The organism is Campylobacter sp. BCW_6465 (genome assembly GCF_001762815.1).
GTDB classification, from domain to species: domain Bacteria; phylum Campylobacterota; class Campylobacteria; order Campylobacterales; family Campylobacteraceae; genus Campylobacter_D; species Campylobacter_D jejuni.
On the sequence record NZ_MJXN01000104.1, the window covers coordinates 503 to 941 of the forward strand.

Genomic DNA, 439 nt, shown 5'->3' on the forward strand with positions numbered 1-439 from the left:
ATATCTTTTATTATCTTTTTTATGGCTATTGTTATCATATTTTATCTTAGCTATGATCTTGAATTTTATAAATCGCTTGTATTACTTGATCCTCCAGAAATTGAAAAATTATCACCGCAAGAATATAGAGTGCGTAATTATTTTAAATTTTTAACCTTTGCAACTATGTTTTTTTTAGCAATCACATTTATTATACTTCCTTGTTTATTACAAGCTTATTTTTTTAAATGTTATAGCACAGGAGAAAAATGCAAAAAATTAAGTTGGTTTATAGGGTTTGTGTGCAATATCTTTTTATTAATTGTGAGTTTTTATAAGTTATATGAAAATCTTTAAAGACTATCAAAAATTCACTCCTTATGGTTTGGACTTTAAGCTTTATAGTAAAGATTTTATCACTAAGCTTGATTTTAAAGATAAAGCTTATAATGTGCTTTAT

1 protein-coding gene is annotated in these 439 nt (G+C 24.1%); it reads left to right on the forward strand.

Annotated elements, in window-relative coordinates; all coding sequences use genetic code 11:
* On the forward strand, positions 1–336 hold a 336-nt coding region (locus AJ886_RS10855), incomplete at its 5' end, for a hypothetical protein (RefSeq protein WP_261662846.1).
* Between the last annotated feature and the right edge of the window lie 103 nt (positions 337–439).